Here is a 25,953-nt window from a genome sequence, read left to right on the forward strand (position 1 = left end):
GCGGCTCGGCTCAGGCTCAGGGCACCTCGGAATTGAGTTTTACTGCAACTTCGGCCGGCCTCAGGTCCTCCAGCACCTCTGGGTTGTCCACCACGACACGCATGTAGCCCTGCGGATCTAGGTAGTGGCGAACCGCCACACCGGCACCGTCCGCATGGCCCAATTGCGCACTAGCAAGCCGCTTGTCACCTGTCTCCCCTGCGACATATGTAGCCGCGGTGTCCCACGTCACCCATTCGAGGATCGAGATGCCGGTCCGCCATCACTGGGCTCCTGTCCGCGAGCGGCGCCGGGTCGGGGCACGCCCGGGAGGCTGGGTGGGCGGTGGGGTCGCCACCGCGGGGTCAGGGATCGGCAGGGTGGCCGAGTGCTCAGCGGTCACGTCGAGCGCGTGATCGTGGTGGGTGATGCGCAGTGGTTCGCCCTCGTGCAGGGTGTAGGTCACGGCGTGGGCGGTGATGTCGACGGCGAGGCGTCGTCCCTGCCAGTGGAAGGTGAAAGCGAGCCGAGTCACGGTGTCGGGCAGTCGGGGCGCGAAGGTCAAGGTGCGGTTCTGATCTCGCATGCCGGCCAGTCCGGCGATCACGGCGATCCAGGCGCCTGCGAGAGCGGCGATATGCAGACCGTCGCCGGTGTTGTGTTCGAGGTCGTCGAGGTCCATGAGGGCGGCCTCGGCGAGATAGTCGTAGGCGAGGCTGAGGTGTCCGACCTCGGCGGCGATGACCGCCTGAGTGCACGCCGACAGTGAGGAGTCACGGACGGTGAGCCGTTCGTAGTAGTCGAAGTTGCGGGCCTTCTGATCCGGGGTGAAGGCGTCGGTACGGCGATGCATGGCAAGGACGAGGTCGGCCTGTTTGACGACCTGTTTGCGGTACAGGTCGAAGTAGGGGTAATTGAGCAGCAAGGGATAGTGCTCGGCGGGGGTGGCGGCGAAGTCCCACGTCTGATGGTCGGTGAAACCCTCGGCCTGCGGGTGCACCCCGAGCGCTTTGTCGTAGGGGATGTGTATGGTTTCGGCGGCGTCGCGCCAGCGGGCGGTTTCCTCGTCGTCGATCCCGAGCCCGCGGGCGATGTCGGGGTGCCGGGCGGCGGCGTCGGCGGCGGCGTGCAAGTTCTGTTGCGCCATCAGGTTGGTGTAGACGTTGTTGTCGGCGATGGCACTGTACTCATCGGGACCGGTCACACCGTCGATGCGGAAACGGCCGTTGACGTCGTGGTGGCCGAGACTGGCCCAGAGCCTGGCGGTTTCGGCCAGCAGTTCCACGCCGACCTCGCGCTCGAATGCTTGGTCGCCGGTGGTGTCGAGGTAGCGCAGCACGGCGTCGGCAATGTCGGCGTTGATGTGGAACGCGTCCGTCCCCGCGGGCCAGTAGCTCGAGCATTCCTCGCCGTGGATCGTGCGCCACGGAAATGCGGCGCCGGCGAGGCCGAGCTGACCGGCCCGCGCGGTAGCCATGGGCAGGGTGGCGTGCCGCCAGCGCAATGCGTGGGCCGCCGCTTCGGGAACGACCTGGGTCAGCACCGGCAAGACATACGACTCGGTGTCCCAGAAACAATGCCCGTCGTAGCCGGGACCGGTGAGGCCCTTCGCCGGGATCGCCCGGCCTTCCGCACGGGCACCGGCCTGCAACACGTGAAAAATCGAAAACCGCACCGCCTGTTGGATTTCGGGATCGCCCTCGAGCAGAATGTCTGCGCGAGACCAGAATTCGTCGAGGTAGTCGCGTTGTTCGGCGCACAGACCGTCCCACCCGGTGCCGCGTGCACCAACGAGAGCGGCGTAGACCTGGTCGCGGACAGCGGGCAGGGACCGGGTTCCCGACCACCCGTAGGCGACGAACTTGTCCAGCCGAAGCCGTTGTCCCGGCTGCAGTTCCGTGGTCACGGTCACCCGGCCCAGATCCGGGAAGCTTTCCGACTCGACCCGGGTGGAGTCGGGTCCGTCGACGATATGGTCCATCGCCGCGGCGATATACAGCCCGCTGCGCCCGGTCGAATGCACCAGCCCGGCGCGGGCGCCCTTCGCAGCGTGCTCCTCCCCCACCAGCGACGCCGAATCCGCCGGCCCGGCCCTCGGGTCGGCGGCCGGCGCCGGCAGTTCTTCATTGGCGACGAGTTCGGACTGCACCACCACCCGTACCGGCCGGTCGAGAGCCTGCACTTCGTAGCGGATTGCGGCGATCGAACGCTGCACCAGCGACACCAGACGGGTCGAGGACACCCGTACCGGACAATCTGCCGGGGATACCCAGTCGGTACGCCGGTGCAGAACCCCGTCCCGGAAGTCCAGGCACCATTCATGAGCGTCCAGTCGGCCGTAGGTGAGATCGAAGGGTTCGTCGTCGACGAGCAGCCGGATCACCTTGCCATTGGTCACATTGATGACCGTCTGACCGGACTCCGGATAGCCGTAGCCAGGCTCCGCATACGGCAACGTGAGCAACTGGTGCACCCCGTTGAGATACGAACCGGGCAACCCGTGCGGTTCCCCCTCGTCGAGATTTCCGCGCCAGCCGATATGCCCGTTCGACAGCGCGAACACCGACTCCGCTTGCGCGAGTACGTCGAGATCGAGGCCGGTCGCCCGCAGGCACCAGGGCTCGACCGTGAACAAAGGATGGTTGATCATTTTTTGCCCAGCAGGTCGGCCAGATCGGTCACGACCCGGTCTGCGCCGTGCGCCAGGAGCTGCTCGGCCTGCCCTACCCGGTCGACCCCGATCACGTAGCCGAATCCACCGGCGCGACCGGCGGCGACTCCGGCCAGGGCGTCCTCGAACACGACCGCCTCCGCCGGGTCGACGTCGAGCGCCCGCGCCCCGGCGAGGAACATGTCCGGGGCCGGCTTACCGGCCAGATGCTGCTGCTGTGCGGTGATGCCGTCGATGCGTTCCTCGAACAGATCCTCGACATGGGCGGCGACGAGCACGTCATGGCAATTGGTGCTCGAGGACACCACCGCCCGCCGCAGCCCGGCCTCGCGCACCGCACGCACATAGGCGACCGAGCCCGGATATGCCTGCACCCCATCGTCGTGGATGCGGCGCAGCACGATCCGGTTCTTGCGGTTCCCCAGGCCCTGCACCGTCTCGGCGTCGGGCGGGTCATCCGAATTCCCTTCGGGCACAGTGATTCCCCGGGATTTCAGAAATGCCCGAGTGCCGTCGGCGCGCGGCATGCCATCGACATAGGTGTCGTAATCCGCCGCCGGATCGAAAGCGACGAACGGCTCATGGCCGCGCTCGGCTCGGGTCTTCAGGTAGGCGTCGAACATTTCCTTCCACGCCGCGGCATGCACCTTCGCGGTTTCGGTGATCACCCCGTCGAGGTCGAACAGGCAGGCGCGGATCCCGCGCGGCAGCCCCACCGCATCGGGCCCACCGGAAACGGTTGGTAGCTGCGGGTTTTGGTGTGTGGTCATGAGATGGCACCTGTCGTCGGCGTGTCGCCGATGGCATGTTTCGCCGCATTCCGGTAGGTATCGATCATGTCGAGGTAGTTGCCGGCGATGCGGCGACGGGCCGCCTCCCGGTCGAGCCGGCCGCCGACGTAGTCGGCCAGCGGGTCGTGCCAGATCGTGCGGCCGGCGGCGAAACCGGCATAGCCGACTACTCCGGCCGCCACGGACAGCCAGCCCCGGACACGTTCGGCGTCGGCGCCGTGGCCGAGCACAATGCAGGTGACCTGGTCACGTCCGTGGATTCGGGCCTGCGCCACAGCGCGCTCACAACCGCCTCGATCGTCGATGCCTTGAATTTTCCAGACATCTGGTTCTACCCCCGCATTTTGCAGCGCGGCGATCGCATCAACGATGAGCAAGGGTAATAGCTGCTGTTCGTAGACGAGCGAATCGTCGCCGGTCTGCGCGCTCTGTGCTGCGGTGGGCGGAATCAGCAGTTCGAACAGCAGCCGGCGGTCCTGGGCACGAAGCCATTGCGACAATTGGGCCAGACGGGTCTCCTGCGGACGGTTGTTCGCGGCATCGTCCTGCGGGTTGTAGCGGACGAGCACCTTCACGAAGTCGGGGTCGAAATCCTCGATGTGGCGGGCGAATTCGTCGCCGTAGGCGAGCTCGAACTCGTCCTGGCCGGATTTCTCCACGGGCATCGCCAACGTCACGCCCGCCGCGCGTGCGGCGCGCGCGACATCAGCGCCGTATTCCTCATCGACAAGTACCCCGCAACTCTCGCGGGGCGCACCGTGGTCGAGCGCGTACTCGAAGGCCTCCCAGATCACCATTTTCAGGTCGGAAGCTTCGCGACGGTGGGCCTGGTCGGGAGCGCCGGTGACACCGAGCAGGCCGGAAGTGAACGAGGCACGGTGGTCGAAGGGCAGCAGGTACAGCGGATGGGCGATGCCAATGTCCATGAGACTCAGTCCTTCTTCTCGTCGTGGCCGCCAAAACCCTTGCGCATGGCGGAAAGTGCCTTGTTTGCGAAGTCGTCGAGACCGCGGAAGATATCGGCTCCCATCCGTCCGAGTCCGATGACGCCGAGTTGCTGCGGACCGCTCGAGGCCATCGTCAGTTCTCCGCCTGTGGTGTGCGTCGTCTCGGGTTCGCGAGGCGTTCGGTCATCGGCCGGTGCCTTCGGGTGTGGGCAACCAGGGCAGCTGCCAGCCGGGGTGACCGCGCAGCAGTTCGGCGGCGCCGGTCGGCCCCCACGACCCGCGCGGATAGGACACCGGTTTCGGCGGATGGTCGATCAGTGGTTGCAGTATTCGCCAGGTCTCTTCCACGACATCCTCACGAGCGAAGAGTGAATGCTCACCGGTCAGCGCATCGTGCAGCAGGCGCTCGTAGGGTTCGGGGGGTTGGCCGAGTTCGGCGGCGAAAGGCAGATCCATGTGCACGGCCCGCACGCTCGTACCGGCTGCGTTCTGGGAGGCCAGTATCAATCGCAGACCGGGGTCCGGGTCGATCCGCAGTACCAGCTGGTTGGCGGCGATGTGCTGGGGTTGTGGCAGGAAGGCCAGGGGTGGTGGGCGGCGGAAGATCATCCTGACCTCGGTGGCGCGGGTGGCCAGAGCCTTACCTGCCCGGATGAACCATGGCACACCCCGCCAGCGCGGGGTGTTCACCTCCAGGCGCAGCGCCATGTAGGTCTCGGTCTCCGATTCGCTGCTCACGCCGGTCACGTCGTGGTACCCCGCATATTGGCCGGTCACAGCGCGGGCGGGGTCGACGTCGGCGGTAGCCCGGAAGACGTCGGCCTTCGTGTCCCACAAGGCGCCGGGACCCGGTCCGGCCGGGGCCTCCATGGCGAGGAGCGCGAGGACCTGCATGAGGTGGTTCTGCACCACGTCGCGCAATGCCCCGACCGAGTCGTAGAACGCGCCACGGTCCTCGACACCGAAATCCTCGGCCATCGTGATCTGCACGGCGGCAACGTGATCGCGATTCCACACCGGCTCGAACATGATGTTGTCGAAGCGCAGGAAGGCGAGATCGAGTACTGGTTGTTTGCCCAGGAAGTGGTCGATGCGCAGGATCTGGTCTTCGCCGAGCGTGCGGTGCAGTTCCTCGTTGAGAGTGCGGGCCGAGGCGAGATCGCGGCCGAAGGGCTTCTCGATCAGTACCGAGGCCCCGGTCGTGAGTTTCGCCTGCCCCAGCGCCGCGACCACCGGGGCGAACAGCGCGGGCGGGATCTCCAGATAGAACAGCGGCGCCGAGGCGTGCTCGAGGCGTTTCGCGAGCTCCTGGTAGGTGGCGGGGTCGGTGAAATTGCCACGCAGATAGGTCATCCGCCGGGCCAGCCGCTCGAAGGCCTCCTCTTCAACGGCCTGGCCGGTGGCTGCGAGCCCGTCGCGCGCCGAGGCAACCAGCTGACCATGGGACCAATCACGTTGTCCCAGACCGATGATCGGGCAATGCAGCCGCCCGGCCGCCTCGAGCCGGTACAGCGCACGGAAGGTCATCTTCGCCGCCAGATCCCCAGTTATCCCGAAGATAACCAAGGCATCGGCGCGGGTGCTTTTCTCGTTCATGTCGGGCGCACTCCCCCGCACTGTCGTAGTGATGACACCACCAGCCACGACAGCGTGGCCGATATGCATAGATTGCCACTAACCAGCTCCACAGGGCGTGTACCCGGCGGGAATCAGTTGAATCAAAGATCTGTGCCTGCTCCCACGAGGTTCGTAGCAAGCACACGGCAATCTCACAGTGGGACGGAGTTTCGTGGATGGCGATGGAATGCAATGTTCAATCGAAGAACAGGAGCTTCGTCATGAGGAGAAATACCCTGATCGCCGCCGGTGCGGCCCTCTTCATCGCCGCAGGCGTAGCCACCGCGGGTGTCGCCGCAGCCGACACCTCGTGCCCCTACCCAGTGGCAGGCAATCCGTCCTGCACCTTCAGCCGCGACAGCGGCGGCGGCGCCTTCGGCAACGGCAACCACCACTCCGGCAACCACCACCACTGACCTCCCCCGTGGTCACCACTGCGGCTGGCGCTGGAAGATCGGTTGCACCATTCCGCAGAACGAGGCGGCATAGTCCGCCTGCGTCCGACGCCGCACGACATCGAGAATCTCGCGGCACGCCGGGTGTGCCCGCAGAACCCGCCACGCCAGTCGATCGACCTCGTCCGATTGCCGATCCGGCCACTGCGCAGCCATGCCGTGCACCGCGGTGAGCAGTGCGATGAGAACGGCCGTTCGCACATCGGTGCCCGCGGTATCGGACAGCGCCCGCCGGATCGATCCACGAAGCGCGCGTTTTCCAGAAAAATCGAGCGTCGGCCAACTCCACATGCGAAATATGCCGAATCGACGGGCAGGCATCGCGCAGGTCCGGCCGCGCTCAGCGGCTCGAAACAGCACATCCTCGAGGTGGTTTCGCCGCAGCGCGGTGAAACCGAATCGCCCGTCGGCCAGCATTTCCCCCACGGTGACCTCAGTCAGGTCCGCCGCCATATCGAGCAGGGCAGCCACTTCGACAGCGAACGCAACGTGACCGCGGTCCACGAGGAACTCCCCGCTGTTGTCGTCGAGAAGCAGCCACACCAGATCCTCGGCAATCGAACTCATGGCATCGAGACTGCAGAATGCCCGCTGAGAACGCGCTGAGATCGAAAGACTGACCCGTTTGCGCCAGCCGACTCGAGACCGAATGTTGGATCGCGGGGGGCCGGCCGGATCATCAATATCGCTTCCGCCGGAGGAAAGCGAGGTTTCAGCTCAGTGCCGCTTCGACGGCAGCTTTCGCCTCCGGTGTAACCGGGTCGAGGAGGTCGTCGAAGTCGTGGTGCTTCTGCACGAAGGCCGCGACAAACGGGCAGATGGGGACTATGCGCCTGCCTGCCGAGCGGGTGTCGGTCAGGGCGGCGCGAATCAGCTTGCCGGCCAGGCCGCGTCCGGTGAATCGGTCGTCGATCTCGGTGTGGAAGAAGATCCTTTGCTGGTCTCGGTCCACGTAGGAGGTGAATCCCGCCCGTTCTCCGTCGAGGCTGATCTCGTAGCGCGGCGGGTTCAGGTCGGCCGCCTGGGTGATGATCGGCTCCAGTTGCGCCGTGCCGCTCTCGGATTCATTCATCACTGCTCCCTCTCCGTCGGTTCCGCTCACTCTATCGACCGCTCGCGGTCCACAGGAATGCCGATCGCTCGAACTCGTTCTGCTTCACGGCTTGCACGAACGCGGAGTACTCGAGGTGGTCGAAGTACAGCCTGGCGGCGCCGACCGAGGACTCGCATTCGGGCGAGGCACTGAATTCGTAGAGGCCGTCCGCGCCCTGCACGATCAGCAGGATTTGCCGGAGCGGCCTGCCCGTTCGCAGCGCCTGCTGGATGACCTCGAATTGGTCGTGATCGAAGGTCAGGCACTGGTCGGCGGGGACGCTCGATTCCGCGGTGTCGACCGAAGCGGTGAGTTTGTCGTCCCATACGAGGGTTCGATAGTCGTCGCGGTAGACCATGACACAGGCCTGTTGCGGTGAGCTGGCGGCCGCTTTGAGGAATTGTCCGACAGTGGGTGTCCTCGGCATGGTGGATCCTTTCGAACTGCGCCGGCGACGTCGGCGGCCGCACAACGCATCTGATTGCGCTAGGGAAGGCTTCCCACAGCGGCGAAGTTGCACGGTCGGGCGTAGTCGTCGGTATCGACCGGCTGATCGGGGTGCCAGTCCGTGGCGTAAGTGATGCCCGGTTCGGCCATCGTCCAACCGTCGAAGAACGTCGCGAACTGGTTTCGGGTGCGGAGCGTGACCGGTGTGCTGGCGTCGGTGAAAACCGCCGCGCCGGCGGCCACCTGCTCTTTGATCTTCTGTCCTGCGTCTTCGAGCGACACATGTGTCATCGCGATGTGGCTACCGGGCGCAACAGCCTCACGCAGCCGTCGCACCAGTGCTGCGGGCTCATCGGCGTCGGTCACCCAGGGCAGCACCGAAACCACCAGCAGTCCCACCGGCTGGGAGAAGTCGATAAGCCGTTGTGTGTCAGGGTGTTCGAGAATTCGCGCCGGATCACGCAGGTCGGCGTCCACCATCGCGGTGGTCTCGAGTACCTGTTCGTTCTGCAGGAGATCGCGCGCGCGGTTGATGGCCTCTTCGTCATTGTCGACGTAGACGACGCGGGCATCGGGCACGAGCTCCCGGGCCACCTCATGGGTGTTGCCGCCGGTCGGCAGGCCTGATCCGATATCGAGGAACTGCCGAATTCCATTGCCCGCCATGTACCGCACGGCCCGTGCGAGGAACCGGCGATTGTGCTGAGCCCAGATCGGATAGAACGGGATGTCGGCGTAGAGCCGATGGATGAAGGGCAGATCCGATTCGAAGATCACTTCGCCGGTGATCATGTGGTGGTAGATGCGTGCGGAGCTCGGCTTGTGCGTGTCGATCGGCCGTGGCTCGAAGTCATTGCTGGACAACGTGTTTCCTATTCAGTCGAGTGGGCCGGCGGGTTATCGATGAACGGTCGGCCGACTGCGCAGACCGCGGGCGAGGTGTTCGATGAACTGGCGTGAGTCGGCGGGGCTGAGCGCGGTCATGGCGAGGCGGTTGAAGATCTTGTCGCGAATCCCGACGGCGGGCTTGTCATCGATGTAGCGAATCTCGCCCTGTGCTTCCACCACCGCCATCTCGAGGTCGCCCGCGGCTCCGGGTGAGGGCACCCGGACCAGGATGTAGCGGTCTTCCATTCCCGCGCCCGGTGCCTGGTGGGTGAACGGCATGACCTGGATCTGGATGTTCGGGCGCCGGGACAGCTCGATGAGGTGGCTGAGCTGATCGAGCATCACCGCATCCCCGCCGTAGGTTCGCCGGAGACACGATTCGGACAGGATCGTGTGGGATTCGGGCGCATGGCGCTTGAACAGGATCTGCTGACGCGCGATCCTCGCCTCCACGTAGTCCTCGACCGTCACCGCGTCCGGATCGTCGGGATCGAGCTGCAGGGGTTCGTGCAGCGCTCGAATGTAGTTGGGGTGCTGCAGCAGACCGGGAACGATCTCGGCCGCGGTTTCCCGCAGCCGATCCGCCACATCTTCGAGGTCGACCAGCAGTCGCAGCTCCTCGATATAGGCGCGCCGGTAACCCGAGGTCCAGAACCCGCGGCGATGGCTGTCGCCGCGCAGGTCGAGCAGGATCCGAATGTAGACCTCGTCGGCGACGCCGAGTTTTCTCGCCAGCTGTTCGAGATCGTCGGCGCTGAGATTGCCGTTGCCGGCGACCGCTGCCGCGATTCGGGACTGGCTGACCCCGATCAGTTTGCCCGCGTCGGCCTGGGTGGTGCGCGCGCGGCGCAGCATCGCGTCAATTTCCCGGCCCAGGAGCACTTTTCGTGCGGTTCTTGCCATGGCTCCCCACCGTATCGGGCTGCGCTTCGAACGCCACTATTCCATAATTCTGATTATCAGGTTAGATTATCAACCACGATTATCGCGCGAAACGGCTTGTGGGCCAACGTCGTACCGCACCTGCCCTACTGCGCTTCCAGCGAGCCGAAGAAGGGCGGGGGACCATGGACGTCACAGACCCCCACACCGACCACAGCGACCCCCAGGCCGCGACCATCAGCTCATGGGGTCGATATTTACGCACCTTCCGCCGCATCCAATTAGGGCTCAGCCGTGGGGATTTCGCCGAACTGGTCAATGAGCAGGGCCGGCGGCAGGGCATCAATGTCGCGTGTTCGGAACGGCATGTAGCGCGCTGGGAACTCGGAGAGGTCACCCGGCCGAACAAGACCTATCGCGATCTGCTGGCCGCGATCGGCGCACCGGATCCCGCGGCCGCCGGTTCGCCCGCACCCTCGGGTCCTGCCGATTCCCCTCCGCCGGCGACGGCTCACCACACCGGTGCGGAAACCGCAGCACGCGAACGCGATAGGACACTTCTCGAGGCACTCGCCACCGCGGTCGTCGGCTCTCCTGACATCCTCACACCGTGGCTGCCGCTGCTGGACGAGGCCGAACCCGAGACGCTCATCGGGCACACCGGGCAGTTCGATCTCGACTTCGTGCGCAGCGCCACCGCCCGGTTGCGGGAAGTCGACCAAAGTCACGGCGGGTCCGCAGTGGCCGAACAGGCCGTCAACCTCTTGACATTGACGACCGCACTGCTGGCACGGTGCCGGGGCGAAGCACGCGAACATTCGATGCTGATCGCCTCCGCAGATCTCGCACGCTTGGTCGGATGGGCCTTCCACGATGTCGGCGACCAGTATCGCGCACGCCAATACGCCACGCTGGCACTGTTTTTCGCACGCCGGGCCGGGGCGGACAGCCTGGTCGCGTCGATCCTGTACGTCCTGGGACGGATCAACTTGATCGAACACGATCCGCGCACGGCCCTGCGCATCTTCCAGCTCGGGCAAATGCCCGCCCAGGATGCCGCCAACAGTGGGGAATCGGCCCGCCTCTACGCCAATGAGGCCTGGGCGCACGCCATGATGGGCGACGCCAACCGAATGCGGTTCGCACTGGGACGCGCCGAAGACGAGATCGCCCGCGTCGGTGACCTCATCGACCCGTGGACCCGAGTGTTCTTCACCCCGGGCGAATTCACCGGTATGCAGTCGGTGATCCACAGCGAGTACGCGCTCACCGCAAGCGGTCCGGCCGTCGAACGCTATACCCTCGCGGCCGTCGAAGGCGCGCAGGCGTCGCTGGCCGCCTCCGCGCCGGGACGACCCGCTCGCAGCATTCTGTTCGACAACATCACCATTGCCACCGGGGCTTTCCGCCTCGGTCAGATCGGTGACGCCGTTTCGTTCGCCAACGCCTCGCTGGCATTGACCAGCCAGGTCGACAGCGGAAGAGTCGCCGGCCGACTCAGCCGGATGGCGCAGGCCGCCACCCTCTCCTCACCGCGGTCCGACGTCAAAGACGTCTGTCACGCGGTACAGCGAGCGCTCGACACCGCCCCGCGCAGACCACAGTCGATCGAGTACCAGCTCGCCACCACCGCGTGAGGACTCCGAATGTCCTGATCAGGTCTGCCGATGTCATCCGCGGGAGTGGTCGGACACAGAATGCCCTGTCGAATGTCATTGTCGCAGAACCAGTTCAACGATTGACTCAATACATGACTTTCCGACCGCCGGCATTGACGCTTACCCAGAACTAGCCCGGGAACATACTCATGTGGTTCGGATATGCCCGTATGGAACTGCTGCCGATCAATGTCCGGCGCGCCGTTCCGCACGCGATTCGCGTGTACGCCACCGACCGTGGATTCGGCGACGGGGAGGTGCTTTTCGAACCTATCGCCCCCGAGATTCTGCTACGCGACATGCTCTCCGACCTCGATCGGGCCGACCCCGTCGCGACGGTCATGCCCCGCCTGCGGCAGGCCGCGCAGCACTGGGGTATCGACCTCGATCGCGTCTTCGACGGTCCGCGACGCGCAGATGTGTTATGGCACATCGTGAATTCGATCGAGGGCTCGGCGGGAGCGCAATTGATCGTGCCCTCCCACGAGCATCTGACCGACCTCGGTCCCTCCGGACGCGCGGTCGTCGCTCAACTCTCGGGGATGCGCACCCTCGAGGTTCACTACCTCGACGAGACCTCCGCCGTGGCCGATCTGCAGCGATCGAGCACGTCCGAGGACGCACCCAGCGACGACGACCAGGTGCTGGTGGAAACTCGAATCGGCGCGATCCCGGCCGTGGCCCAACTCGACGCGGCCACCGAGCTCAGTCGCCTCGGACGGCCGGAGATCATCGAGTACGTCGACGCGATCTATGTGGCATTGATCGACGACGCCGTCACCACCGCACCGGTGTCCGGCGTCCTCGAATTTCCGCCGGACGCCGGTCGCGCTGCCATCCGGCTGCTCACCGCGGCAGCGACCGGGCGGCTGATCGTGGAACTCGAGGAACCTCGCCACCGCACGGACCCGGTAGCGGCGGCGCTGATCACCTTGTGCGAGAACACCCTACGGTTCACCGACGGGTCTCGGACATTCACCCGCTGCACCCTGCCCGACGGGGCGCGCTCCTCGGACGTCGAGTCGAGGGATCGAGGATGAACCGAACGACGCAGCCCGGCAAGACATCCCCGGCGCCGAGACCCAATCTATGGCCCCGCGAGCGCGTCCGACCGGCCGAGGGGCTGTTGGACGCCCGCGAACTGCTGCTCGCCGTCGCCGGCAACCTGGCGGGGGGTTCCCCGCTGATCGGCTGGGCGCGCGAACTGGCCGACCTGCACTCCACCCTCACCACCGCGACCGTGTCCCCGGCGCGCCGTCCAGCCGACTTCGACGACAGCACAGTTCGCGGGCAGATCGGCGAAGTCATCGGCCTGATCGACGAGTGGTCGGTACTGCATCTCCCGCGCCCGACCGCCGGGCGCCGCCATACGCATTCCCTCGGCGAGGTGATCAGCCACGTTGCCACCACCTATGCGCAGATGCAGCGCACGCTGCGCCACAGTGGCAGCGCGGCGCACCAGCATCACGCCGCCATGCGCTTCGCGCAGGTCCAGGAAGGCTATTCCGACCTCGTCGGCGAGATTCGAACATTGCGCGTCCAACTTCCCTTGGGCTCACACGGATCCGCGAAGGCACGATCTGTGCCGAAGTGAAGGGGTGCCCGAATCCGGTGTGATGGCGGCGAAGCCTGGTGCCTCGGTCGGCGGTGTCGCAGGTCTGCTGCGGCCCGCCGGTTCCGCACGCGGACGTCTCTGCGTGGCATGACTTTTCGCACCTACGTCGGAACGAACCGGGTGCGCGGAACGTAAGCCTCGTGTAATGCTGAGCGCGGTGTCCAACGAGGGAGTCGCCCGTGCAGAATCGACCGTCGGCAGCCGAGCTCCTGGAGGCACTGGCCGAGCTGCTGGAGGACACGTTATTGCCGGCGTTGCCGCCTGGGCTGCACCACCGTGCGCGGGTCGGGGCGAATCTGGCCAGGATCCTGAGTCGCGAGATCGACCTCGGGCCGGAGGCGGACCGAAGCGAAATCGAGTTGCTGGCGGCCGTCCCCGACGGCGACAAGCGGGCATTGTGGCAAGCGCTGACCGAGGTGGTGCGCGCCGATCTGGCGATCGCCAAGCCTGGCTACGACAGCTGGGAGGGTGAGTGATCACCGATCCGGTCGCGGGCCTGGCCGCGTTTTTGACAGAAACCTTCGGCAAACCGGTTCAGGTCACCGAGGTGGAAGTTCTGTCGGCTGGTGCGCGCCGGCGCAATGTCGCCTTCACCGCGCACATCGAGGGTGAGGGTCCACGCAAACTGGTCGCCACCCTCGTTCCGCCCGCGGTGCAGATCATTTCGGTCGATACCGAAGCGGCAGTGCGCGAACTGGCTCGCGCGCACGGCGTTCCGGTGCCCGAGGTGGTGGCGGTGTGCGGCGACCTCCGGGCGGGGGAGCCGTTCGTGATCTCGGTCCACGTGGACGGAGAGACCGTCCCGCGCAAGGTGTTACGCCTCATCGCGGTTGCCGGTAACGCCGAAACCGTGGCCCGTCAGTGGGGCGAGGCGATGGGCAGGCTGCACGCCATCGACCCGGGCGCAGCACCCGAGGTCCTGCCGGCTGCAAGTACCGATCCGGCCGCCGACACCCTTCGCGCTGCGGAGAAGGGCGTGCGCACACTACTGGGCGAGCGGCCGGTGTTCGCGATGGCGCTGCGCTGGCTCGAACGCAGGCAACCGGCCCCGCCGCCACGTATCGCGCTGCTGCACACCGATCTACGCAACGGGAACATCATCGTCGGCGAGGATGGTCTGCGCGCCGTGCTCGACTGGGAAGGTGCGCAACGCTTCGGCGACCCGATGCGCGATGTGGCCTGGCCCGCCCTGCGGATGTGGCGCTTCCGCGAGGACGCGAAAGAGTTCGGCGGTTTCGCCGATCGCGCGACCTTCGTTCGCGGCTACGAGTCTGCGGGCGGCGAGTTCGACCTGGACCGCTTCCGCTGGTGGAAGGTGATGGGCACGCTGGTGTGGGGCGTCGGGCTGGCGTCGCAGGCGGCCGCGCACCTGGACGGCACCGTCCGGGACATCGTCATGGCCGCCAGCGGCCGCCGCGTGTCCGAGATCGAGTGGGATCTGCTCATGCAGATCCGGCCGGACGCGAAAGCTTAGGAGCGAGTATGGATTTCGAACTGCCCGACGAACTGACCGCGTATCTGCAAGAACTGGACTCGTTCATCGAGGCCGAGATCATCCCGCTCGAACAACAACACGACAATATCCGCTTCTTCGACCATCGCCGTGAGGACGCCCGCACCGACTGGGACCGCGGCGGCCTTCCCAGCGCCGAATGGGAGGAACTGCTGGCCCGAGCGCGCCGAACCGCCGACGCCGCAGGCCATTACCGCTACGCCTTCCCCAAGGAGTTCGGCGGGCGCGACGGCACCAACCTCGGCATGGCCGTGATCCGGGAGCACCTCGCCAAGCGGGGCCTGGGCCTGCACTGCGACCTGCAGAACGAGCACGCCATCGTCGCCAACAACGTGGGTCTGATGCTCATGCTCGAATACGGGTCAGACACCCAGAAGGCGCACTGGGTGGACGGACTCGCCGCGGGCGCCAAGTTCTTCGCCTTCGCCATCACCGAGCCCGAGCACGGCTCCGATGCCACCCATATGGAGACCACCGCCGTCCGCGACGGCGACGAGTGGATCATCAACGGCGCCAAAACCTGGAACACCGGTGTGCACATCGCCGACGCTGATCTGATCTTCGCGCGCACCGCCGGCCAGGCAGGTGACGGACGCGGCATCACCGCGTTCCTGGTGCCCACCGACACTCCCGGTTTCCAGGTCGAGGAGTACCTCTGGACCTTCAATATGCCCACCGACCACGCGCGCATCTCGCTGACCGATATGCGAGTGCCGAATTCGGCGATCTTCGGGCAGGAAGGACGCGGTCTCGGGGTTGTGCAGCACTTCTTCAACGAGAACCGGATCCGGCAGGCCGCGTCCAGTCTCGGTGCGGCGCAGTACTGCATCGACCAGTCCGTCGCTTACGCCAAGGAGCGCAAGCCTTTCGGCAAACCGCTCGCCACCAACCAGGCCATCCAATTCCCGCTGGTGGAACTGCACACCCAGTGCGAGATGCTGCGCGCGTTGATCCACAAGACCGCTTGGTCGATGGACACCTACGGCACTTTCGCTGTCTCCGAACAGGTTTCGATGTGCAACTACTGGGCCAACCGACTCTGCTGTGAGGCCGCCGATCGGGCCATGCAGGTCCACGGCGGTCTCGGCTACTCCCGGCATAAGCCCTTCGAACACATCTACCGCCATCACCGCCGCTACCGCATTACCGAAGGCGCGGAAGAGATCCAGCTGCGGCGCGTGGCCGGCTACCTGTTCGGCTTCATGGATCGGACTGCGGTCAAGGGCGTGTGACAGCACCTCGGCCCGCCAATGTTGTTGCCGCACAGTGTCGACAGCCGGACCACCCGATCCGCTCCATGTCCCGGGCTACTCGATTAGCTTGGTGCCATGGGACTTTCTGCCGCCGAGGTGTTCGACGAGCTCGGCATGGACTACGAGAAGGCGTTCGCTGGGCTGACGACGCACCGTGAGGAGCTCGAGTGGCTGTTGAACCAGCTGTCGGGTAGGACAAAAGTGCTCGATGTCGGTTGCGGCACAGGACGACCGACCGCCGAGCTACTGGTGGCCGCGGGCCATGATGTCACTGGTTGCGATGTCTCGCCCGGGATGGTCGAGCTCGCCCGCGAGCAGGTCCCCGGTGCTCGATTCGAGGTCGCGGATCTGCGGACGCTGTCGTATCCGCCCGGGAATTGGGACGCGGTGACGGCATTCTTTCCGCTCCTGCAACTGACCAGGGCCGAAATCGACGCCGCGCTGGTGAAATTCGCCGGATGGCTCGCGCCAGGCGGCTTCTTCCTGCTGGCCACAGTGCCCGCCGATGTCGAGAGCATCGATATCGAGTTCATGGGAAAACCGGTCACAGTCAGCAGCTACCCACCGGAAGAGTTCGACCGCCGCCTGACCGCCGCAGGCCTGGAAGTCGTCCGTCACCGAGTAGTCGAATTCCAGCCCGATCACCCAGCCGCAGTCCCCGAACACGACCTCTTCATCGCCGCCCGCAAGCCGTCCTGACGTCGCCGGTGCCCGCAAAGCCACGATGACCAGCAGGAAAGTCCCGTGCGTTCCTTCGCACCGCCCATCACGTCCCGCACCGACGTCAGTAGCCGGGCCTAGGGCCGCGAATGCAGTTGTGCCAGCAGGGTATTCATATCGCGGTAGGTGGCGGTGACGGGTTCGGCGTCGGGGGCGTGGAAGCGGCGCATGCACCCGTCCGGTCTCATCGAGGTCGCGGCGGCCGAGGCCGACGGCCGGTGGCACGCCGCTTACGCACCGCAAAGCGATGCCGAGATTCCCGCCGACCTCGCCGCCGCGCTGGCGGCGAACCCGCACGCAGGCACCCGGTTCGAGGCGCTGGACAGGACCGCCCGCTATCTGGTGATCCTTCCGTTGTTGAAAGCGCGCACCCCGGCCGTACGCAAAGCTCGCCTGCAGAAAGCCATCTCAGCGCTGTAGCGCGTCATGCCACAGACGTGCCGAGCGTTCCAGCCGAGCCCTGCCAGACCACACCCTCCGTTCGAACCCGATGGCCGACTTGATATCTGCCGCCGGCAGGTCGGCTCCCGCGCGCGAAAGCGCCTGATCCATAAGACCAATATGCCGTCCAGGGATAGTGCGGCGATTGATTCTGGTGTGGCCCTACGCCTGCGGGCTGCGACTCAATGTTTGAGCCGCCGGCGCCGCGCAGGATAGACCACGCTAAGGCTGGTTCCCTGATCAGAAGGGGCCGAGGTGATCGAGCTCCGCGCCGATCACTTGTCGTAGGCGATCGTGATGGGGGCTGAGTGCGTAGCGCGGATCGCTCCAATGCTCACTCGGGTACAGCCACACCGGGGCGCGCACCATATCGGCTGGCTCCCAGTCGAATCGCGGCCAGACATGCGCGTGCAGGAAGGTGTGGGTGTTGCCCAGGATCTCCAGGTTCACACGCAGGAAGGCCGGGTCGAGGCTGCGGCAGGCACGTTCGACGGCTTCGCCGAGCCGGTCCATATCGGCGAGGAAGACCATTCGCCTACTCCTGGGCAGGTCGGAAAGACGTTGTACCGCAGGGTTGTCCGAAAGAAGCAACGAATATCCGGGCAAGAACTGAACGTCGCCGATCACCGCGAACCCCGCACCCAGCCGACGCAGCACCGTGGGGTTCTCCCCGCGCAGGGCACTGCCGATTCTCTCGGTTCGAAAATCACCACTCATCGCTGATGAGCCTCAGTGCCGTACCTGCTGCGTGACCAGTACCCACTCGCCCGGTGCGGGTGCCCTAGACCGACTGTTTCCGCTGCTGCCGGCCTTGCCACCACACCGCCTTGTTCGCATCGATCTCGTCGGCGTGCACGTAAGCTCGGAACAGTTGGGTTGCCCGGTAGCCGGCGCTGTCGGCGGCACGCTCGAGCTCGGTGATGTCATGCCAGCGGTGCGCACGGTCGAGCAGTTCCGCAGCAAGCAGCGACAGCACGGGGAGTGGGCCGGCGGTGGCAGTGGCGATCAAGGCGTCCGCTCCGAGGGTGCCGGTCCATACTGCCCGCAGTTCGCCGGCGTCACAGCGTTGGACGAACTCGAGGACACTGCGGGGTTTTGTGCCTTCAGGACTGTCCATCACCAGTCGGATCGCGACCGCGCGTTGCCGGTGCGCGAGGTAGTCGGCGACCGTCAGCGCCGGTGGGATCGCATCGGCCGCCCGGTGAGTATGGCGCTCTGGGTGATCAGCTGCTGCCGGATACCTGTTGCCGGTAGGGCCGCTGCAGTCGATCATCTTCTGCAGCTCCGAGCCGGTCAGTGTGAACACCCACGCCGGCAGCCGGGGGCACACTTTCGTCGACGGCATCCTCAACGTCGTCGGCTCGCCGCCGCGGGGCTCCGGGTCCGCCGGCGTTGCGGGTTCGGCGTCGGGTACGGACGGGTCGACCGAAACCACGATGTCGGTAGTGCGCCGCACCAGCTGGCGCAGCCGGGCTAAGCGAGAAGCGTTGTCGGACATGTCGAGCACTCCCTCGAACAAGACCTCGGCACACATGCCTCGGAATCTCCACGGTAGCGACGAAACACGCCATCGCCCACCAGAACGGGTTCGTCGGCTCAGGATCGAGATGCGGCACATCTGCACGGCTCCAGCCGCGGGCCGGCAGATAACCACGCATAAATCGGTACCGCTTCTCGACATCCGCTGTTAGCGTTCAAGGCAACACAAACGACGAAAGGCACGGCAATGACCCGGTATACGGATTCCACGCTCGCGTGGCACCGTGCTGCCGGTGATCGCCTTCCGTTGGAAGGGTTTTCGCGCAGCACCAGCGACCTGACAGACGGCCCGTAACACGACCATCTCGTCATCGAAGGGTCGCACCCGGCGGAAACGCCAAGGGGAGCGGCCCTTTTTCGTTTCCCGTCGCCGGCGCGTGATCGAATGCCTTCGTAGCTCAATGGACAGAGCGCCTGATTTCGGATCAGGGCCGTTGGAGGTTCGAATCCTCTCGAAGGCTCGAGTTCGAATCCCGCCGCGCGTATGCATGGTGAACGAGGCCGAAGTGGTCGAAGCACCAGTTTGTGGAACTGGAGAAAGCGGGTTCGAGTCCCGTCGTTCACCCCACGGGGGCGAGGAGCCTGGTGGCTCAGCCTGACTGTAAATCAGGTGCGTTCGCACGGCAGGTTCGATCCCTGCCGCCCTCACGGCCAGACGCTGGAAACCCATCCAGCCGTAGGTAAGTGGCCCAAGCTTCTCTAGCTTAATCGGCAAAGCTCCTGTCTTGTAAACAGGCGTCCTCGGTTCGATTCCGGGGGGAAGCTCCGATTTCTCAGCTCAGCGGGTAGTGCGCTCGGGCGAACAGCCCGGCCACGATCCCGTCGATGGTTTCGGTGAATACGTCGGGCTGATCCAGCATCACAAAATGTTTGGCTGGTTCTATCGGCACGACGGTGACGTTCGGTGCCTTGGCGAGCAGATTCCGGTAGTAGTCGGCTTTGTCTGTGGCGCTGGCGAACGATCGTTGCTCGCGTGGCTGGTAGTACGGGGCGACTTCCCAGATCGGGGTGGTTGCCCCGCCCAGTTCCGCACGACTGTCGGCTATGACGTCTTCCCGCAGGTACTCGGCGGCAGCGCTGAAATCACTGCGCGCCATGAGCGGTGCGTACTGTTCGGCCAGCGCAGGATCGATGACACCCACGTAACGCAGATAGTCGCGCGCATAGGCGAGCTTCGCGTCGGGAGTTTGCGCCATCCGCGCCGACCCCGCTGCGGCGTCGGCAAGCTCGGTCCGCCGTGGTTCAGCAACGTCCTCGTAGCCGGGATACACCGGCAATCCTTCGACCGCGATCACACCGGATACCAGGTCAGGGTGTTCGGCCGCGATGTGCAGGGCGATAGTGCCGCCGATGCTGTGGCCGATCACGATTGGTTTCACCAGCCGCCGGGTCGAGATCAACTTCACCACCTCGTCCGTATATCGGCCGATGAGGTCGTGGGTGTCGGCCGGGGCGGGCGCCCCGTCGAATCCGGGGAAGGCGACCGCGTAGACGGTGTGGTGGTGTCTACGCAGTGCCTCGATCGTGGTGCGCCACTCCCACGGCCCGCACAAAGACCCCGGCAGCAGAATGACCGGCGAACCGGCCGTGCCGATCTGCTCGACGCGCATGCCATCGACCCAGTCGGTCGACGCCGGCTGTGACCGGGTGCAGCCACTCGCCATAATCAGCGCGGCGACCGCAACCCAGCGGCCCCACCACACCGGTTGCCCCCGTGTACGCACCGCACTCCCCCATCGACGATCAGTAGATCCGCACCAGTCTTCGCTGACGACCTTGGTGAATACTTAAAGAGCACAGCGGATCTCGCCTGATCGCCCCGACCCGATCACGGCCGATGATGGTTCGCGCTGCTGCTCCCATGCTCGTTTGGTGTTTGGCGGGGTTTTGACATGCGCAGATTACATAGTTAGATGCGCATATTTCCATGTTCATACACTATTCAATATCGACACGTCACCGTACGAAGACGCCCGCGCCCTCGGCAAAATAGTCTTGTCCGGCGGGATTGGCGCGAGGGCTGATCCCGCTCGCCTCGACCTCCGCAGCGTTCCCGTCCCTGATTCATCCGGGGGCCGGGCCTCCAGTAATCCTCATGACGACAGGAGCCTCAGGTATGAAGCAGCATCTGATCGCCGCGCGGGAGTTGATTGTGCCGCCGCGCGGGCATCCGCACGGGCCGCTGCCGCCGATGCTGCTCGCCTTGACGGTTGTCACCGGGTTGGTCGATGCGTTCAGCTATCTCGAGCTGGGGCATGTTCTGGTCGCGAATATGACGGGAAACGTTGTGTTCCTCGGGTTCTCCGTCGCCGACGCGCCCGGTTTCGTGTGGTGGGCGCTGCTGCTGGCCGTGGCCATTTTCCTGATCGGGGCGATGAGCGGCGGCCGGCTGCACACGCGCCTCGGCATGCATCGCGGCCGCCACCTCTTCGGGGCGGTGCTGACTCAGCTGGTGCTGATCACCGCGGCGTGGGTGACCGCGCTGCTCATCGATCACCCGTACCGGGAGTGGTCGCTGGCAGTGCTGATCGTGTTCCTCGCGGCGGGCCTGGGGTTGCAGAACGCGACGGCTCGGGCGCTGGCCGTCCCCGACCTCACGACCACGGTCCTGACGCTGACACTCACCGGGATCGCGGCCGACAGCACGGCCGCCGGCGGCAGTGGAAGCAAGCTGGGCCGCCGGCTGATTCCGGTGACCGCCATGTTCCTGGGTGCGGCGATCGGCGCCACCCTCGTCGTGCACGGCCACGGAACGGCCACACTCGCGGTGGCGGTACTCCTCCTCGCCGGTATCACCGTCTTCGCGTACCGCGCTGCGAGATCAACCCAAGCTTGGACGAGCAAGCCTTGACGCAATTCGGCTGACTCGCCAGAAACCATGGCGGGCAGCCGAACCCGCGGCTGCCCTCCGGCCCCGGAGTCAGGGCTTGCGGCCGATACCGGCCCAGTACCAAGCGCTTTCGGCGTCGGCGACGGCGGTGGGACGGTTGGTGAGTTCGGGTCGCCATGTGGCGACCGGGACGAGTCCCGGATCGATCAGCGTGGTGCCGGAGAACAGTTCATTGGTATCGGATCTGCTGCGGGGATAGAAGGTGATGCCGGAGCTCTCTGCGGCCGCGGCGACTCCCGCCATTGCTTCGGGCGCGAAATCCGCTGTGGGGTGCGTAATTACGATGTAGCTGCCGGAGGGGACCGCATCCAGGAGCGCGGTGATGATTTCCTGTGGATGGTCGCTGTCGCGGAAGTACATCATGATCGCGACGAGCATGATGGCGACGGGTTCGGACAGGTCCAGGGTGCCGGCGAGATCTGGATTGCCGAGGATCGAGTCCGGGTCGTGCAGGTCGGCGTGGATGAACCGGGTGCGGCCCTGCGGTGTGCTGTCCATCAACGCGCGAGCGTGGGCGAGCACGATCGGGTCTTTGTCGACGTAGACCACGCGAGCGTTGGGATCCAGACTTTGGGCGACCTCGTGGGTATTGCCCGCTGTCGGAATTCCGGTGCCGATATCGAGGAATTGCGTGATCCCGGCCTCGGCGACCAGGTAGCGAACGGCACGGCCCAAAAAGGCGCGGTTGGCGCGCGCCATGGTCTTGATAGTGGGCACGTGCTCGGCGATCGTGTCCCCCAGTGCCCGATCGGCGGGGTAGTTCTCCTTGCCGCCGAGCCAGTAGTCGTAGACCCGAGCCTCGTGCGGAATGGTGGTGTCGATCTCGGTCGGCAGTTGGGTGTCGAAAACGTTGTCGGGCATGGGATCTCTGTTCTGATCGGTGACTCTAGCGGTTGACGCCGGCCGCACAGCGGGTCGATGTGAGAGTTTCCAGGGCCGCCGCGGTTCGCTCGGGCGGAGTCGCGCACACGCACAATCGGTCCCAGATCGCATTGAAGCGGTCCAGGTCGGTGCGTTTGTCGAGGAACTGGGGGCCGGTCGGGTGCGGAAAGTGGGCGAGATCGTTCAACTCAGAGGCGGCGAACCTCAGCATGGTGAAAGCGGTGCCGCTGATCGCGGGCCCGCCGACATGATCGGGTAGCACCTGCACGGTGATATTGGGCCGGGCCGCCAACTCGGCCAGATGGTCCAGTTGTCCTTGCCAGACCGCGTTCCCGCCGATCGGGCGCCGGAGCGCAGCCTCCTCCACGACGAACCACGCCCTGGGCGGATCGGTGCGGGTGAGCAGTCGCTGCCGCCGCACCAGTGATTCCACCCGGCGCTGGATATCGGCCGCCGGCTCACGGTCGGCGATCGCGAAGACCGTATGCGCGTAGGAGGGCGTCCACAACAGTTCGGGCACCAAACCCGGTGCGTAGCAACGAATCAGCGAGGAGGCGTCCTCCATTGCCAGATAGGTATCCGGTCGCGCCGTCGCCAGATCCGGACCGGCCTGCCAGCGTCCCACGGCATTGGCGCGCTGCGCCAGCAGCAGATATTCGGCCCGCGTACCCGCGTCGCGCACACCGTAGGCGGTCAGCAGATCGGCGATATCCCTGGCGCGGAAGCTCACTCGCCCTGCTTCCAGTCGGCTGATCTTCGAGTGTGAGGCGCGGATCGCCCGGCCTGCGCCGTCCCCGCTGATGCCGGCCGACTCGCGCAATCTGCGCAGACGGACCCCGAGGACTCGGCGGAGCAATGCCGGATCCTCACCCGGCTCCTCGGCAGTGCGATTACTCCCTACGCTGGTCAAGTCCTCGATCACGGCCACTCCTGTCGGCATCTGTCATGCGAACCCGAGTGTGCCACAACCTATTACAACTCACACATCGACGCCTAGCACGTGCAAATGCACGTGCAAGAGGTTATGGTTGGGCGGGAATCGCCAGGCATTCCCAATGGGGGCCGTGATGAAGACGAGTACTACCGCTCGAGGATTCGGCGCCGATCCCTTCAGCAGGATCGGGATAGCCGATGTTGTCATGAACTACGGACTGGACGCGGTCCAGCGCAGGATCGAACAACTGCGCGTCACCGGACTTCACTACGCCGCAACGGCGATCGAAAGCGAACTCGAAACCGCACAGGTCACCGAATCGGCAGCGCTCGTCCGGCGCCAGTCGGCATAGCACAAAGCAGATATGTGGCGTGTCACATGAGCTGCATATCCATCATGTCCATCGTCGCCGGGAGAATGCCCTGCTGGTGCAACCACACAATCAGCGTGTGCAGCATTGCGTGCAGATCGTTCATCGCCGCTCATCTCCTCGAGCTCGGCTGTCCGGCGCCACAGACGCCTGCCACTTTCCATATCACCACCGCAGCGGCAGGAAAGACAGAGCCGAAGGTCACGGATTCGCTTGTTGCTCTGGATGACTGGCACCGACGATGCGCAGGGCGAGGTCGACGTAGTAGTCACCTAGCTCTTCGGGCGACCACGCGCCGTCCTCGCGGTACCAGCGCGCGATATCGATGCCGAGCGACAGCACCGCCACCGCGGCGATGTGCGAGTTCGGATTGTCGAAGGACCCGTCGGCCACACCGTGCTCGATCAGACTCCGGACCTCGGCATCGATGGTGTGGCGAATGTCCTTGACCTCCCGCTGATGCTCGGGACTGAGCGCGGCGAGCTCGTAATTGATGACGCGGGCGACGGTGTGGGCCCGGGCATGATGGATAGCGAAGTCCCGCACCAGCGCTACGAGCTGCTCGGTGGGCTCCGCCGAGGAGGCGATCGCGGCCCGGATGCGCTCCAGGGTGTCCAGGTGACCGGTGCGCGAAATCTGGTAGAGCAGTTCCTCTTTGGAGCGATGGTGCACATAGATCGCCGCGGTGCTCAATCCGGCGATCGAGGTGACGTCACGGGTGGTGGAGCCGTGGAAACCGCGGTCGGCGAAGGCGACCACGGCGGCATCGAGCAGCCGTGTTCGAGTCTCGTCGGCACGTGAGCGGTCCTCTGCATCGGCCACCTGGACAGTCTCCCATTCATTCGGACCGTGGCATGCCAGGCACCCGCCGGCCGCCCTGCGCACCCGGCCTTGTCAAGGGCCGGGTGCGTAAACCTCCCTCAGACCGCCAGCACGAGCTTCCCGGTATTCGCGCCGGTGAACAGCATGTTCAAGGTCTCACCGAAGCGCGCGACACCGCCCTCGACAACGTGTTCGCGACTCTTGATCCGGCCCTCGGCCAGCCATTGCGCCAGCTGCGCGCCGGCTTCGGGATAGCGGTCGGCGTAGTCGAAGACCACAAATCCGGTCATGGAGGCGCGGAAGACCAGCAGCGACATGTACCGCGACGGGCCCGGCGGCGGCTTCTCCTCGTTGTACGCCGAGATCGCGCCGCACAGCACGATGCGCGCGCCGCGGCGGAGGTTGGCCAGCGCGGCGTCGAGAATCTCACCGCCCACATTGTCGAAATAGACGTCGATGCCGCCGGGGGCGGCAGTGCGCAGCTGCCGCAGGACATTGCCTTCGCGGTAGTCGATCGCCGCGTCGAATCCCAGCTCCTCGGTGAGCATCCGGCACTTCTCCGGACCACCCGCGATACCGATCACGGTGGCGCCCTTGGCTTTCGCGATCTGTCCGGCCACACTGCCGACAGCGCCCGCGGCCGCGGAAACCAGCACGGTCTCCCCCGCGCTCAGCTTCCCGACGTCGAGCAGGCCGAAATACGCTGTCATGCCCGGGATTCCGAGCGTGCCCAGCCAGGTGGGGCCGGACGCGACGCTCAGATCGACCGGCTGCACGCCGCGACCGTCGCTGATGGCGTACTCGGTCACGCCGAAGATGCCGCTGACCGTGTCACCGGCGGCGAAGTCCGGATGGGTCGATTCGACAACCGTCGCGATGTCCAGCGACCGCATCACCTCCCCGATCCCGACCGGTGGCAGATACGAGCGGACGTCGTTGAGCCAGCCGCGCATGGCCGGATCCAGGGAGATGAAGCCGACCTTGACCAGGATCTCGCCCGGTCCGAGGTCGGGCAGTTCGGTGGTCGTCACGGTCCAGGTATCCGCGGTTGTCAGACCGGTCGGCCGCTGGGCCAGGCGTACCTGCTGGGTTTTCGTCATTCGCCACTCCTTCTCGACAAGGTCGAATTCATGTCCGTGCCTCAGGCTTTCCGGCCCCAGGAGGGATCCCGGCGCCGCAATTCCATCTGCGCGATGGTCCGCTTGTGCACCTCGTCCGGACCGTCGGCCAGTCGCAGCGTCCGTGCGTGCGCGTACATGCTGGCCAGCGGGAAGTCGTCGGAGACACCGCCGCCACCGTGTACCTGGATGGCCCGATCGATCACCTTCAGCGCCATCTGGGGCGCCGCGACCTTGATGGCGGCGATCTCGGTGCGCGCGTTCTTGTTTCCGACGGTGTCCATCAGATACGCGGCTTTCAAGGTCAGCAGCCGGACCATCTCGATCTCGATGCGGGACTCCGCGATCCAGTCCTGGATATTGGCCCGATTGGCCACCGGCTCACCGAAAGTGGTGCGGGACTGGGCCCGATCGATCATCAGATCCAG

29 protein-coding genes, 4 tRNA genes and 1 pseudogene are annotated in these 25,953 nt (G+C 65.6%); 15 read left to right on the forward strand and 19 right to left on the reverse strand.

Annotated features, from left to right (window positions below):
* Nucleotides 1–16: 16 nt before the first annotated feature.
* From JWN03_RS20945 to JWN03_RS20970, 6 genes and pseudogenes are all read right to left on the reverse strand, one after another.
* Nucleotides 17–232, reverse strand: coding sequence for a hypothetical protein (locus JWN03_RS20945; protein ID WP_297617515.1), 216 nt, complete (start codon nucleotides 230–232; stop codon nucleotides 17–19).
* A gap of 30 nt (nucleotides 233–262) precedes the next feature.
* Nucleotides 263–2,629 carry a glycoside hydrolase family 65 protein gene (locus tag JWN03_RS20950; protein ID WP_297617518.1) on the reverse strand — a complete coding sequence of 789 codons (2,367 nt, stop codon included), beginning with the start codon at nucleotides 2,627–2,629 and terminating at the stop codon, nucleotides 263–265.
* Nucleotides 2,626–3,420, reverse strand: coding sequence for an HAD family hydrolase (locus JWN03_RS20955; protein ID WP_297617520.1), 795 nt, complete (start codon nucleotides 3,418–3,420; stop codon nucleotides 2,626–2,628). Before JWN03_RS20955 ends, JWN03_RS20950 begins: the two co-directional genes overlap by 4 nt.
* Nucleotides 3,417–4,367 carry a 2-deoxy-5-keto-D-gluconate 6-phosphate aldolase domain-containing protein gene (locus tag JWN03_RS20960; RefSeq protein ID WP_297617523.1) on the reverse strand — a complete coding sequence of 317 codons (951 nt, stop codon included), beginning with the start codon at nucleotides 4,365–4,367 and terminating at the stop codon, nucleotides 3,417–3,419. Before JWN03_RS20960 ends, JWN03_RS20955 begins: the two co-directional genes overlap by 4 nt.
* 5 nt (nucleotides 4,368–4,372) lie before the next feature.
* Nucleotides 4,373–4,453 (reverse strand): annotated as a pseudogene (locus JWN03_RS20965) (hypothetical protein); the annotation flags it as partial.
* Between the two features lie 118 nt (nucleotides 4,454–4,571).
* Nucleotides 4,572–5,984 (reverse strand): glucose-6-phosphate dehydrogenase, encoded by a 1,413-nt coding sequence (locus tag JWN03_RS20970; protein ID WP_297617525.1) that lies wholly within the window; start codon nucleotides 5,982–5,984, stop codon nucleotides 4,572–4,574.
* Nucleotides 5,985–6,226: 242 nt separating this feature from the next.
* Between JWN03_RS20970 and JWN03_RS20975 the strand changes: the two genes are divergently transcribed.
* Nucleotides 6,227–6,421, forward strand: a complete 195-nt coding sequence (locus JWN03_RS20975; RefSeq protein ID WP_297617526.1) for a hypothetical protein — start codon at nucleotides 6,227–6,229, stop codon at nucleotides 6,419–6,421.
* A 12-nt stretch (nucleotides 6,422–6,433) separates the two neighbouring features.
* On the opposite strand, the gene JWN03_RS20980 is transcribed toward JWN03_RS20975, so the two are convergent.
* From JWN03_RS20980 to JWN03_RS21000, 5 genes are all read right to left on the reverse strand, one after another.
* The gene (locus tag JWN03_RS20980) at nucleotides 6,434–7,027 is read right to left on the reverse strand and encodes a GPP34 family phosphoprotein (protein WP_297617528.1); all 594 of its coding nucleotides are present in this window, start codon (nucleotides 7,025–7,027) and stop codon (nucleotides 6,434–6,436) included.
* Nucleotides 7,028–7,172: 145 nt separating this feature from the next.
* On the reverse strand, nucleotides 7,173–7,532 hold the full coding sequence (locus JWN03_RS20985) for a GNAT family N-acetyltransferase (RefSeq protein ID WP_297617530.1): 360 nt from the start codon (nucleotides 7,530–7,532) through the stop codon (nucleotides 7,173–7,175).
* Nucleotides 7,533–7,563: 31 nt separating this feature from the next.
* On the reverse strand, nucleotides 7,564–7,980 hold the full coding sequence (locus JWN03_RS20990; protein WP_297617532.1) for a hypothetical protein: 417 nt from the start codon (nucleotides 7,978–7,980) through the stop codon (nucleotides 7,564–7,566).
* Nucleotides 7,981–8,039: 59 nt separating this feature from the next.
* Nucleotides 8,040–8,864, reverse strand: a complete 825-nt coding sequence (locus tag JWN03_RS20995; protein WP_297617533.1) for an SAM-dependent methyltransferase — start codon at nucleotides 8,862–8,864, stop codon at nucleotides 8,040–8,042.
* Nucleotides 8,865–8,897: 33 nt separating this feature from the next.
* Nucleotides 8,898–9,791 (reverse strand): helix-turn-helix domain-containing protein, encoded by an 894-nt coding sequence (locus JWN03_RS21000; RefSeq protein WP_297617536.1) that lies wholly within the window; start codon nucleotides 9,789–9,791, stop codon nucleotides 8,898–8,900.
* A gap of 164 nt (nucleotides 9,792–9,955) precedes the next feature.
* Between JWN03_RS21000 and JWN03_RS21005 the strand changes: the two genes are divergently transcribed.
* The 8 genes from JWN03_RS21005 to JWN03_RS21040 all read left to right on the forward strand — a co-directional run bounded on the left by JWN03_RS21005 (nucleotide 9,956) and on the right by JWN03_RS21040 (nucleotide 16,949).
* The gene (locus tag JWN03_RS21005) at nucleotides 9,956–11,407 is read left to right on the forward strand and encodes a hypothetical protein (RefSeq protein ID WP_297617539.1); all 1,452 of its coding nucleotides are present in this window, start codon (nucleotides 9,956–9,958) and stop codon (nucleotides 11,405–11,407) included.
* Nucleotides 11,408–11,577: 170 nt separating this feature from the next.
* The gene (locus JWN03_RS21010) at nucleotides 11,578–12,468 is read left to right on the forward strand and encodes a hypothetical protein (RefSeq protein ID WP_297617542.1); all 891 of its coding nucleotides are present in this window, start codon (nucleotides 11,578–11,580) and stop codon (nucleotides 12,466–12,468) included.
* On the forward strand, nucleotides 12,465–13,022 hold the full coding sequence (locus JWN03_RS21015; RefSeq protein ID WP_297617545.1) for a hypothetical protein: 558 nt from the start codon (nucleotides 12,465–12,467) through the stop codon (nucleotides 13,020–13,022). Before JWN03_RS21010 ends, JWN03_RS21015 begins: the two co-directional genes overlap by 4 nt.
* Before the next feature lie 200 nt (nucleotides 13,023–13,222).
* Nucleotides 13,223–13,519, forward strand: coding sequence for a DUF6285 domain-containing protein (locus JWN03_RS21020; RefSeq protein WP_297617547.1), 297 nt, complete (start codon nucleotides 13,223–13,225; stop codon nucleotides 13,517–13,519).
* Nucleotides 13,519–14,517, forward strand: coding sequence for a phosphotransferase family protein (locus JWN03_RS21025; RefSeq protein WP_366914458.1), 999 nt, complete (start codon nucleotides 13,519–13,521; stop codon nucleotides 14,515–14,517). Before JWN03_RS21020 ends, JWN03_RS21025 begins: the two co-directional genes overlap by 1 nt.
* A gap of 8 nt (nucleotides 14,518–14,525) precedes the next feature.
* A complete protein-coding gene (locus tag JWN03_RS21030; RefSeq protein WP_297617553.1) occupies nucleotides 14,526–15,788 on the forward strand; it encodes an acyl-CoA dehydrogenase family protein in 1,263 nt (420 codons plus the stop codon).
* Nucleotides 15,789–15,884: 96 nt separating this feature from the next.
* Nucleotides 15,885–16,508 carry a class I SAM-dependent methyltransferase gene (locus JWN03_RS21035; protein WP_297617556.1) on the forward strand — a complete coding sequence of 208 codons (624 nt, stop codon included), beginning with the start codon at nucleotides 15,885–15,887 and terminating at the stop codon, nucleotides 16,506–16,508.
* Nucleotides 16,509–16,697: 189 nt separating this feature from the next.
* A complete protein-coding gene (locus tag JWN03_RS21040; RefSeq protein WP_297617559.1) occupies nucleotides 16,698–16,949 on the forward strand; it encodes a YdeI/OmpD-associated family protein in 252 nt (83 codons plus the stop codon).
* A gap of 261 nt (nucleotides 16,950–17,210) precedes the next feature.
* On the opposite strand, the gene JWN03_RS21045 is transcribed toward JWN03_RS21040, so the two are convergent.
* Entirely contained in the window at nucleotides 17,211–17,687 is a 477-nt protein-coding gene (locus JWN03_RS21045) for a diadenosine tetraphosphate hydrolase (protein ID WP_297617562.1), read from the reverse strand.
* A 64-nt stretch (nucleotides 17,688–17,751) separates the two neighbouring features.
* Nucleotides 17,752–18,588, reverse strand: a complete 837-nt coding sequence (locus JWN03_RS21050) for a hypothetical protein (protein WP_297617565.1) — start codon at nucleotides 18,586–18,588, stop codon at nucleotides 17,752–17,754.
* Nucleotides 18,589–18,896: 308 nt separating this feature from the next.
* Between JWN03_RS21050 and JWN03_RS21055 the strand changes: the two genes are divergently transcribed.
* The 4 genes from JWN03_RS21055 (at nucleotide 18,897) to JWN03_RS21070 (ending at nucleotide 19,274) form a co-directional block, all read left to right on the forward strand.
* A tRNA-Arg gene (locus JWN03_RS21055) sits at nucleotides 18,897–18,970 on the forward strand.
* Between the two features lie 30 nt (nucleotides 18,971–19,000).
* Nucleotides 19,001–19,077, forward strand: a tRNA-His gene (locus JWN03_RS21060).
* A gap of 1 nt (nucleotide 19,078) precedes the next feature.
* Nucleotides 19,079–19,157: transfer RNA gene (locus JWN03_RS21065), tRNA-OTHER, on the forward strand.
* Nucleotides 19,158–19,202: 45 nt separating this feature from the next.
* A tRNA-Thr gene (locus tag JWN03_RS21070) sits at nucleotides 19,203–19,274 on the forward strand.
* Between the two features lie 8 nt (nucleotides 19,275–19,282).
* On the opposite strand, the gene JWN03_RS21075 is transcribed toward JWN03_RS21070, so the two are convergent.
* Complete coding sequence (locus tag JWN03_RS21075; RefSeq protein ID WP_297617568.1) at nucleotides 19,283–20,233, reverse strand: alpha/beta fold hydrolase; 951 nt, start codon at nucleotides 20,231–20,233, stop codon at nucleotides 19,283–19,285.
* 392 nt (nucleotides 20,234–20,625) lie between these two features.
* On the opposite strand from JWN03_RS21075, the gene JWN03_RS21080 reads away from it, so the two are divergent.
* Nucleotides 20,626–21,360 (forward strand): YoaK family protein, encoded by a 735-nt coding sequence (locus JWN03_RS21080; protein WP_297617571.1) that lies wholly within the window; start codon nucleotides 20,626–20,628, stop codon nucleotides 21,358–21,360.
* A 69-nt stretch (nucleotides 21,361–21,429) separates the two neighbouring features.
* On the opposite strand, the gene JWN03_RS21085 is transcribed toward JWN03_RS21080, so the two are convergent.
* Nucleotides 21,430–22,260, reverse strand: coding sequence for an SAM-dependent methyltransferase (locus JWN03_RS21085; RefSeq protein ID WP_297617574.1), 831 nt, complete (start codon nucleotides 22,258–22,260; stop codon nucleotides 21,430–21,432).
* 25 nt (nucleotides 22,261–22,285) lie between these two features.
* A complete protein-coding gene (locus JWN03_RS21090; protein ID WP_297617578.1) occupies nucleotides 22,286–23,203 on the reverse strand; it encodes a helix-turn-helix domain-containing protein in 918 nt (305 codons plus the stop codon).
* A 145-nt stretch (nucleotides 23,204–23,348) separates the two neighbouring features.
* Here JWN03_RS21090 and JWN03_RS21095 point away from each other — a divergent pair, with 145 nt between their 5' ends.
* On the forward strand, nucleotides 23,349–23,567 hold the full coding sequence (locus tag JWN03_RS21095) for a hypothetical protein (protein WP_297617581.1): 219 nt from the start codon (nucleotides 23,349–23,351) through the stop codon (nucleotides 23,565–23,567).
* A 219-nt stretch (nucleotides 23,568–23,786) separates the two neighbouring features.
* On the opposite strand, the gene JWN03_RS21100 is transcribed toward JWN03_RS21095, so the two are convergent.
* From JWN03_RS21100 to JWN03_RS21110, 3 genes are all read right to left on the reverse strand, one after another.
* Nucleotides 23,787–24,407, reverse strand: a complete 621-nt coding sequence (locus JWN03_RS21100) for a TetR/AcrR family transcriptional regulator (RefSeq protein ID WP_297617583.1) — start codon at nucleotides 24,405–24,407, stop codon at nucleotides 23,787–23,789.
* Nucleotides 24,408–24,505: 98 nt separating this feature from the next.
* The gene (locus tag JWN03_RS21105; RefSeq protein ID WP_297617586.1) at nucleotides 24,506–25,507 is read right to left on the reverse strand and encodes an NADP-dependent oxidoreductase; all 1,002 of its coding nucleotides are present in this window, start codon (nucleotides 25,505–25,507) and stop codon (nucleotides 24,506–24,508) included.
* Between the two features lie 41 nt (nucleotides 25,508–25,548).
* Nucleotides 25,549–25,953, reverse strand: a 405-nt coding sequence (locus JWN03_RS21110; protein ID WP_297617590.1) for an acyl-CoA dehydrogenase family protein, incomplete at its 5' end; no start/stop codon positions are given.

Source organism: Nocardia sp. (genome assembly GCF_025465275.1).
Taxonomy (GTDB): domain Bacteria; phylum Actinomycetota; class Actinomycetes; order Mycobacteriales; family Mycobacteriaceae; genus Nocardia.